Below are 8,133 nucleotides of genomic sequence, written 5' to 3'. Positions count from 1 at the left end.
TCCCGTCGTTCACCAGCTCGACCAGCTGCTCGCGCAGCTTGGGCGCGGTATATACGTCGATTTCGCCACCGACCTCGACGACCGTACGATCGCCGACGGTACGGGTCGACAGGGACAGGTCCACGGATCCTCCAGCACCTTGCTATCGAGCGGTTCGCCCCTCGGGCACCTCGGCTTGCGGCCCCCGGGACGCTACGCCAGCCGCGATGGCATTCAATCACTTACCGGCAGGCGTGCACGACGCCTTGACTCCATTGTCCGTCACGCCAGTGACACACTCGGTGCCGATGGCCAAGAATCACCGATCCGATCGACCCCAGGCCCACGCGGCCTCCCGCCCGTCTCCGGGCACGGTCCTCGACCGACTCGCCTCCGGGCCGAGCCGGTCTGCGCGCATCACTCATACGGAGCACTTGCCCCCGCGCGCGGGCCGCCATGCCGTCTGGCCTGAGCGGATTCGGTCCGAGGTGATCGCGGCCGTCCAGGCGTGCGGCATCGAGCACCCCTGGGCGCACCAGGCGCTGGCCGCGGAGCACGCCCTGGAGGGCGACTCGGTGGTCGTCGCCACCGGCACAGCCTCCGGCAAGTCCCTCGCGTACCTCGTGCCCGTCCTGTCCACCCTCCTGGACGGCGCCGAGGCGCCGAACGGGCGCGGCGCCACCGCCCTGTACCTGTCCCCCACCAAGGCGCTCGCGGCCGACCAGTGCCGGTCGGTGAAGGAACTTTCACAACCCCTCGGCAATTCGGTGCGCCCGGCCGTGTACGACGGCGACACACCGTTCGAGGAACGGGAGTGGATCCGCCAGTACGCCAACTACGTCCTCACCAACCCGGACATGCTGCACCGCGGGATACTCCCCTCGCACCCGCGCTGGTCCTCCTTCCTCAAGTCGCTCAGGTACGTCGTCATCGACGAGTGCCACACCTATCGGGGCGTCTTCGGCTCGCACGTCGCCCAGGTGCTGCGCCGACTGCGCCGCCTGTGCGCCCGCTACGGCTCCTTCCCGGTGTTCCTGCTGGCCTCGGCGACCGCCGCCGAACCCGCCGTGGCCGCCCGCCGGCTGACCGGCCTGCCGGTCGTGGAGGTCGCCGACGACGCCTCCCCGCGCGGGGAGCTGGTGTTCGCCCTCTGGGAGCCCCCGCTGACCGAACTGCAGGGCGAGCGGGGTGCACCCGTTCGGCGGACCGCCACCGCCGAGACCGCCGACCTGCTGACCGACCTGACCGTGCAGGGCGTGCGCTCGGTCGCCTTCGTGCGCTCCCGGCGCGGCGCCGAGCTGATCTCGGTGATCGCCCAGGAACGACTCGCCGAGGTCGACCGCTCACTGGTCGGGCGTGTCGCGGCCTACCGCGGCGGCTACCCCCCCGAGGAGCGCCGCGCCCTGGAACGCGCCCTGCACTCCGGCGAACTCCTCGGCCTCGCCGCCACGACGGCCCTGGAACTGGGCGTGGACGTCTCGGGTCTGGACGCGGTCGTCATCGCCGGCTACCCGGGCACACGGGCCTCGCTGTGGCAGCAGGCCGGCCGCGCGGGCCGCTCCGGCCAGGGCGCCCTGGCGGTCCTCGTGGCGCGCGACGACCCGCTGGACACCTTCCTCGTCCACCACCCCGAGGCCCTGTTCGACCGACCGGTGGAATCGACGGTCCTGGACCCCGACAACCCGTACGTCCTCGCCCCGCACCTGTGCGCCGCCGCCGCGGAGCTGCCGCTGACCGAGGAGGACCTGGACCTCTTCGGCCCCGCCTGCGCCGACGTGCTGCCGCAACTGGAGGCCGCGAAGCTGCTCCGCCGCCGGACGAAGGCCTGGCACTGGACCCGGCGGGAGCGGGCCGCCGACCTCACCGACATCCGCGGCGCGGGCGGCCGTCCGGTGCAGGTCGTCGAGTCCGGCACGGGCCGCCTGCTCGGCACGGTCGACGCGGGCGCCGCCCACTCCGCGGTCCACGAGGGCGCCGTCCACCTGCACCAGGGCCGCACCTACCTGGTCCGCTCGCTGGACCTGGAGGACTCCGTCGCCCTGGTCGAGCAGGCCGATCCCCCGTACTCGACGGTCGCCCGCGACACCACGTCCATCTCCATCCTGGAGACGGACACGGAGATCCCCTGGGGCGCCGGCCGCCTCTGCTACGGCTCGGTGGAAGTCACCAACCAGGTGGTCTCCTACCTCCGCAGGCGCCTGATCACCGGGGAAGTACTGGGCGAGACGAAACTCGACCTCCCTCCTCGTACGTTGCGCACGCGCGCGGTGTGGTGGACGGTCACCGAGGACCAGCTGGACGAGGCCCGGATCACCCCGGAGATCCTCGGCGGCTCCCTGCACGCGGCCGAGCACGCGTCCATCGGCATGCTGCCCCTCTTCGCGACCTGCGACCGCTGGGACATCGGCGGCGTCTCGGTCCCGCTGCACCCCGACACGCTGCTCCCGACGGTCTTCGTCTACGACGGCCACCCCGGCGGAGCGGGCTTCGCCGAGCGTGCCTTCCACACCGCCCGCTCCTGGCTCATGGCCACCCGTGAGGCCATCGCCTCCTGCGAGTGCGAGGCCGGCTGCCCGTCCTGCATCCAGTCCCCCAAGTGCGGCAACGGCAACGACCCACTGCACAAGAGGGGCGCGGTCCGCCTCCTCACGGTGCTCCTGCGCGAGGCCCCGGAGGAGAAGCCGGAGAAGCCCGAGGAGTCGGAGAAGCCAGAGAAGTCGGAAGGGCCGGAGGAGTCGGAAGGGCCGGAGGAGTCGGAAGGGCCGGAGGGGGACGGGAAGGCCGGTTAGGGGCTGGGGCTCGGGCCGGGACCGGAGCGGATGCCCAGGGGCCGCCGGCGGTGTACTGGCTCCCGGCGCCTTCCGGCACCGCCGTGTCAGGCTCACGCGGGACGGCGGGCGGTGCGGTCGTCGACCCGTCGGGTGTCCCGCGCGGCAGCGGACCCGGCGCTCCGGGCGGTCCCGCTCTCGCCCTGACCTCCGCCGTGAACGGCCCTCGGCCCGCGGCCGCCGTCACGTCCGACGTGTCGCCCACGATCGCGCACCGCACCAACCGCACCTCCTGGGCCGCCGCCAGCCTCTCGGCCCGGGCACAGGCCGCCGCGCCGCCCTCGGCCCAGGCATCCGCCGCCGCGAGCGCGGCCAGGTCGGCGCCACCGGCCGCCCGGTGCCGTACGACGACGGCCTGCCCGAGCGCGAGCACGGCGCCGAACACCACGCACAACACGGTGATCGCCCCCAGGCTCCAAACGGTGGCGGACCCCTGGTCACCCCCTCGATCCGCTCTGCGATCGCGCCCTCGACCAGCCCGCCGATCGCACCCCCGGCCGGCCCCCTCGCAGGACCCCCGACCGGGCCCTCGCCAGGACCCCCGGCCGGGCCCCATCACGGACCCTCGACCGGAGTCCCGCCCCCGCCCCCGCCCCGGGCACCCAGGCCCCTTGCCCGGCGCCTCACCGCCGCCCTGGCTGCCGTTCCGCCACCGACGCTGACCTCCCGTCCATCCGAACCACCGCCGGACACCGGCACACCACTGCGCCCGTCCCCCACTCCTACGCATCACCGTCCCGCCTCCCCTGCTCCTCGCGATGCCCCTACCGCGTCCTCGGCGAGGGCCACGGCCTCCTCCCGTACCTCGAACGGCAGCCCGCTCAGCACCGGTGGTCTGGCGACCACCGTCACGCGGACCCGGTCGCCCTCGCGGGCGACGTTCACCCGTGCTCCCCGTGGCGCCGCGTCCCGGGCCACCGTCACCACGGCGTCGGCCGGGTCCTGACGGGCGGCGGCCCGGGCGCCCGCGCGGGCCGCGTCCACGCACTCGATCTGCGCCGCCACCACGAGCAGCCCCCAGACCAGCGCCATCGTGAACGCCACCAGCACGGAAAGCACCACGGCCGCCTCCGCGGTCACGAACCCCCGGTCACCGCCCCGCTCACATCCGCGCACTGAGCGCCTTCTTCACGATGTCCTGCAACTCCGCCTGGACCTGACCGCTGTTGATGACCTTGTAGAGCACGAACGCGAACGCGACGGCCGCGATGATCCCCATGGCGTACTCGGACGTCACCATTCCGGTGTCCTGGCGGCACACCCCGCGCAGCCGTACCGCCGCTTTCCTGATCTTCCTGAACATTGCAACCCCCGTGAGGCTCTGATGCGTCGCCATTGTCGGCGCTTACCCGATGTCCGTGCGCAGGTCCGTTCTCCTCCCTCTCACCTCCCTCCCATCACCCCGCCCGCAAGCCCGATCACGACCGGCAGCACACCGACCGCGATGAACGCGGGCAAGAAGCAGAGACCGACCGGGGCGGAGATCAGTACGGCCGCCCGGCGGGCCCGGGCCGTCGCCGAACGCGCCCATTCCGTACGTGCGTCCGACGCCAGACGGGAGACAGGGCCGGCAGCGGGCAATCCGGACTCGTCGGCCCGCTGCAGCAGTCGCGCCAGCACATCCGCGCCGGGCAGCGCCGCCAGGCTCCGCCAGGCGTCCGCCGGTTCACCGCCGAGCCGGACCTCCGCCGCGCCGCGTGCCAGCGCCCGGCCGACAGGGCCGCCGAGGGCCTCGCCCACCGCCTGGGCGGCGATCACCGGACCGGCACCGGCCGCGATACAGGCGGCCAGCAGATCGGCGGCGAGCGGGAGCTGGCGGACCGCGCCGGCGGTGTCGGTCACCTCCTGGTCGGGAGCGGCGGCCTGGTGGCCCCGCCACCGCCACAGCGCCGCACCGACACCCAGCCCGAGCAGCCCCCCGCCGACCCCACCGACCAGCACCCACACACCACACGTCGCACCGGCCGCCGGCAACCACCGGCGTACCGCGCCGGGGATGACGAACGGCGATCGGGCCGTGGGCACGTGGAGCCCCAGCAGCTCAGCCACCCGGCGCCGCGCCCGGCGCCGCCGCCGTGCCAGCTCCGTCCGCCGGGCGATCCAGCCCAGGACCAGTACGACGGCCATCGCCATCCCCAGCCTGTGGACAACGTCCCCACTCATACCGGCCGCCCTTCCTCCGTCATCCCGTCATCCCGACACCCCCACCGCCCACCGCCCCGCGTACCGTCGGTCTCAACCGCGCCCTCCCTTCCCGCCCGTCGCACGCCCGCACCACCCGGCGCCTCCCGCGCCACGGGCCCTCACCGCGCCCTCCGGACCACGCCGCCCCGCACCACCCCTCCCCGGACCACAGGTCCAACCGGCTGCCGCCCGCACCACCCCTCACACCGCCTCCGCCCGCCGCACGATCCGCACCGCCCACCACAGCCCGGCCGCTTCGAACACCGCCCCGGCCGTCAGGCAGCCGAGGCCCGGCCCGCTGTGCAGCAGGACCCGCAGCGGGTCCGCGCCCATGGCGGTCCCGAGGAGCAGGCCGAGCGCGGGCAGTGCGGCCAGCAACACCGCGGTGGCCCGGGGACCCGACAACTGCGCTCGCAGGTCGGCTCGTTGGTCGCGCTCGGCACGCAGCGCCCCGTCCAGCCGGTCGAGACCGGCGGCGAGCCCGGCACCCTGGTCCACGGCCACCCGCCAGCACGCGGCGAGTCCGAGCAGGCCCTCCGCACCCGGCTGCCGCGCCGCCGCTGCGAGCGCGCCGGGTACGTCCCCGCCGAACCGTGCCGCCGCCACCACGGCGGCCTGTGCGTCACCGAGCCCGCCGGAGTCCCGCGCGGCCCGCAGCAGCGCCTCCCCGGGCTGCCGTCCCGCCCGCACCTCACCGGCGAGGGCCCCGCACAGGGCGATGACCGCACCGGCCCTCCGGTCCCGGGCCCGCCGGGCCTGCCGGGCCAGCCGCATCCGGCGGAGCACCGGGACCCCGGCCGCCCCCGCGAGGACCGGAATCATCGAGGCGCCCAGCAGGGCGAGCACGAGACCGGCGACGAGCGCCCACCACTCGGCTCCCCATCGACCGCACCGGCGCCGCAGTTCCGCGACGGCCTGTTCCCAGCCTGGCGGTCCGGCCGCCACCGTCCCGCCGCCGGCCAGCAGCAGCCGTGCCCGCCGGATCCCGTGGTGCCGCCCGCCCAACAGCCAGACCAGCGCACCGAAGCAGATCAGCGCGGCCCCCATGGACGTCTCACCGGTCATCGCGGTCACCTGTCCCCCACTCCACAGACCTCATCCGTCACGCCCCCTCCGTCAGACCCACCGTCAGACCCGCTCCCCCAGGTCCCATTCCGCAGGCCCCATCCGTCAGCCCCCATCCGCCGGACCTCACCCGTCATGCTGAACCCCACGGTCGCTGCCTGCCTCATGGCCGCCCCCGGCCCCATGGCCACCTCCACCCCCGACCTCACCGATGGCCGACGCGCTCTCGAACCCACAGGAGTCCCCGAGCAGTTGCCGCAGCCGCTCCCAGCCCCGCTCCCGCGCGAACGCGCGCTCGTCCCAGCGCAGTGCCGGTACCGTCCGCACCAACCCGGTGCCGTCCCGTTCCAGCACGTGCACCTCGTCGATCCGGCGCCGCCCGGACCGGTCCCGTACGAGGTGCACCACCACCGAGAGGGCGGCCGCCAACTGGCTGTGGAGGGCGGCCCGGTCGAGCCCGGCGGCCGTGGCCAGTGCCTCCAGCCGGGCCGGCACATCCGCGGCGGCGTTGGCATGGACCGTGCAGCAGCCGCCCTCGTGGCCCGTGTTGAGGGCCGCGAGCAGGTGCACGACCTCCGGTCCGCGCACCTCGCCGACGACCAGCCGGTCCGGCCGCATCCGCAGCGCCTGCCGCACCAGGTCCTCCAGACTGACCAGGCCGGCGCCCTCCTGGTTGGCCGGCCGGGTCTCCAGGCGGACGACGTGCGGGTGGTCCGGCCGCAGCTCGGCGGAGTCCTCGGCGAGCACGATCCGCTCTCCCGGTCCGACGAGTCCGAGCAGGGCGCTCAGCAAGGTCGTCTTGCCGCATCCGGTGCCTCCGCTGACCAGGAAGGACAGCCGCGCCCCGATCAGTGCGCGCAGGATGCGGTCACCGCCGGGCGGCACCGTGCCGGCCGCCACGAGTTCCTCCACGGTGAAGGCCCGGGGCCGGACCACCCGCAGGGCCAGGCACGTGCAGCCGACGGCCACCGGGGGCAGCACCGCGTGCAGCCGGGTGCCGTCGGGCAGCCGGGCGTCCGCCCAGGGCCGGGCGTCGTCCAGTCGGCGTCCGGCCACCGCGGCCAGCCGCTGCGCGAGACGTCGTACGGCCGCCGCGTCGGGGAAGGACACCGCTGCCAGCTCCAGGCCGCCGCCGCGGTCCACCCACACCCGGTCGGGAGCGGAGACCAGGACGTCGGTGACGTCCGGGTCGGCGAGGAGCGGTTCCAGGGGGCCGGTGCCGACGAGTTCGGAGCGCAGGTGTTCGGCCGCGCCGAGCACCTCGGCGTCGCCGAGCACCCGGCCCTGTTCACGCAGGGCCTGGGCCACACGCGCGGGGGTGGGTTCGGCACCGCTCTCGGCGAGCCAGCGACGGACGCCGTCGAGCAGGGCCGCGCCGTCGGCCGGGTCGAGTCCGGGCAGCGTCATCGGGTGCCTCCCGTCTCGATCAGCGTGCGCTCCCAGAACTGCGTGCAGAAGCGGGTGAGGGGGCCGCGTCCGGTCGCGCCCGGCGGCTTGGCGCCGCCCTGCGGGCGCAGCAGCGCCGGTTCGACGGGCACCTCACCGGCCAGCGGCAGGGCGAGCAACCGGGCCACCTCGTGGCCGTCCAGCCCGGGTGCGTACGGTCCGCGGACCGCCACCCGCAGGTCGCGGACGACCATGCCCACGGCGGAGGCGACGCGGCCGGCCGCCGCGAGCGCCCGCAGTTCGGCCGGGACGACGAGCAGGGCGAGGTCGAGCTGGGCGAGGGCTTCGGCGACCCCGTCGTCGAGACGGCGGGGCAGGTCGACCACGACCGTGCCGCCACGCCGCCGGGCGGCGGCCAGCACCGCGCGGACCGCGGGCGGGGGAATGGCGACGCAGTCGCCGCGGTCCCAGCTGAGCACGCGCAGGGAGTGCAGCTCGGGCAGCGACTCCTCCAGGGCACCGCCGCCGACCCGGCCGCGGGAGGCGGCGAAGGCGGGCCAGCGCAGCCCTTCGGCGCTCTCGCCGCCGAGCAGTACGTCGAGTCCGCCGCCGAGCGGATCGGCGTCCACCAGGAGTGTGCGCAGTCCCTCGCGCGCGGAGGTGACGGCCAGCGCGCACGCCAGCGTGGACG

The 8,133-nt window shown here is 75.2% G+C and carries 7 protein-coding genes and 2 pseudogenes; 1 reads left to right on the top strand and 8 read right to left on the bottom strand.

Annotated elements, in window-relative coordinates:
- Positions 1-124, bottom strand: a pseudogene (bldG, locus tag IE312_RS40255) (anti-sigma factor antagonist BldG); the annotation flags it as partial.
- 82 nt (positions 125-206) lie between these two features.
- Between bldG and IE312_RS15520 the strand changes: the two are divergent.
- Positions 207-2,768, top strand: coding sequence for a DEAD/DEAH box helicase (locus tag IE312_RS15520; protein ID WP_229899812.1), 2,562 nt, complete (start codon positions 207-209; stop codon positions 2,766-2,768).
- 136 nt (positions 2,769-2,904) lie between these two features.
- On the opposite strand, the pseudogene IE312_RS15515 reads toward IE312_RS15520, so the two are convergent.
- The 7 genes and pseudogenes from IE312_RS15515 to ssd all read right to left on the bottom strand — a co-directional run.
- Positions 2,905-3,252: pseudogene (locus tag IE312_RS15515) on the bottom strand (Rv3654c family TadE-like protein); the annotation flags it as partial.
- A 284-nt stretch (positions 3,253-3,536) separates the two neighbouring features.
- Positions 3,537-3,887, bottom strand: coding sequence for a TadE family type IV pilus minor pilin (locus IE312_RS15510; RefSeq protein ID WP_189982282.1), 351 nt, complete (start codon positions 3,885-3,887; stop codon positions 3,537-3,539).
- Positions 3,888-3,909: 22 nt separating this feature from the next.
- On the bottom strand, positions 3,910-4,110 hold the full coding sequence (locus tag IE312_RS15505; RefSeq protein ID WP_229899810.1) for a DUF4244 domain-containing protein: 201 nt from the start codon (positions 4,108-4,110) through the stop codon (positions 3,910-3,912).
- Between the two features lie 80 nt (positions 4,111-4,190).
- Positions 4,191-4,970, bottom strand: a complete 780-nt coding sequence (locus IE312_RS15500; protein WP_189982140.1) for a type II secretion system F family protein — start codon at positions 4,968-4,970, stop codon at positions 4,191-4,193.
- A 222-nt stretch (positions 4,971-5,192) separates the two neighbouring features.
- Positions 5,193-6,056, bottom strand: coding sequence for a type II secretion system F family protein (locus IE312_RS15495; RefSeq protein WP_189982138.1), 864 nt, complete (start codon positions 6,054-6,056; stop codon positions 5,193-5,195).
- Positions 6,057-6,182: 126 nt separating this feature from the next.
- Complete coding sequence (locus IE312_RS15490) at positions 6,183-7,463, bottom strand: TadA family conjugal transfer-associated ATPase (protein WP_229899808.1); 1,281 nt, start codon at positions 7,461-7,463, stop codon at positions 6,183-6,185.
- On the bottom strand, positions 7,460-8,133 hold a 674-nt coding region (gene ssd, locus IE312_RS40250), incomplete at its 5' end, for a septum site-determining protein Ssd (RefSeq protein WP_368860008.1). The genes IE312_RS15490 and ssd, both read right to left, overlap by 4 nt.

Source organism: Streptomyces capoamus (genome assembly GCF_014654935.1).
In the GTDB taxonomy this organism is placed as follows: Bacteria; Actinomycetota; Actinomycetes; order Streptomycetales; family Streptomycetaceae; genus Streptomyces; species Streptomyces capoamus.
Note: the sequence above shows the minus strand (reverse complement) of the source record. Positions and strands in the feature narration are given on the sequence as shown.

Bases quoted from the DNA above. Each gene is read 5' to 3' on its own strand.
- IE312_RS15500 (WP_189982140.1), bottom strand. From the start codon at position 4,970: ATGAGTGGGGACGTTGTCCACAGGCTGGGGATGGCGATGGCCGTCGTA.
- IE312_RS15490 (WP_229899808.1), bottom strand. From the start codon at position 7,463: ATGACGCTGCCCGGACTCGACCCGGCCGACGGCGCGGCCCTGCTCGAC.
- IE312_RS15505 (WP_229899810.1), bottom strand. From the start codon at position 4,110: ATGTTCAGGAAGATCAGGAAAGCGGCGGTACGGCTGCGCGGGGTGTGC.
- IE312_RS15495 (WP_189982138.1), bottom strand. From the start codon at position 6,056: ATGACCGGTGAGACGTCCATGGGGGCCGCGCTGATCTGCTTCGGTGCG.
- IE312_RS15520 (WP_229899812.1), top strand. From the start codon at position 207: ATGGCATTCAATCACTTACCGGCAGGCGTGCACGACGCCTTGACTCCA.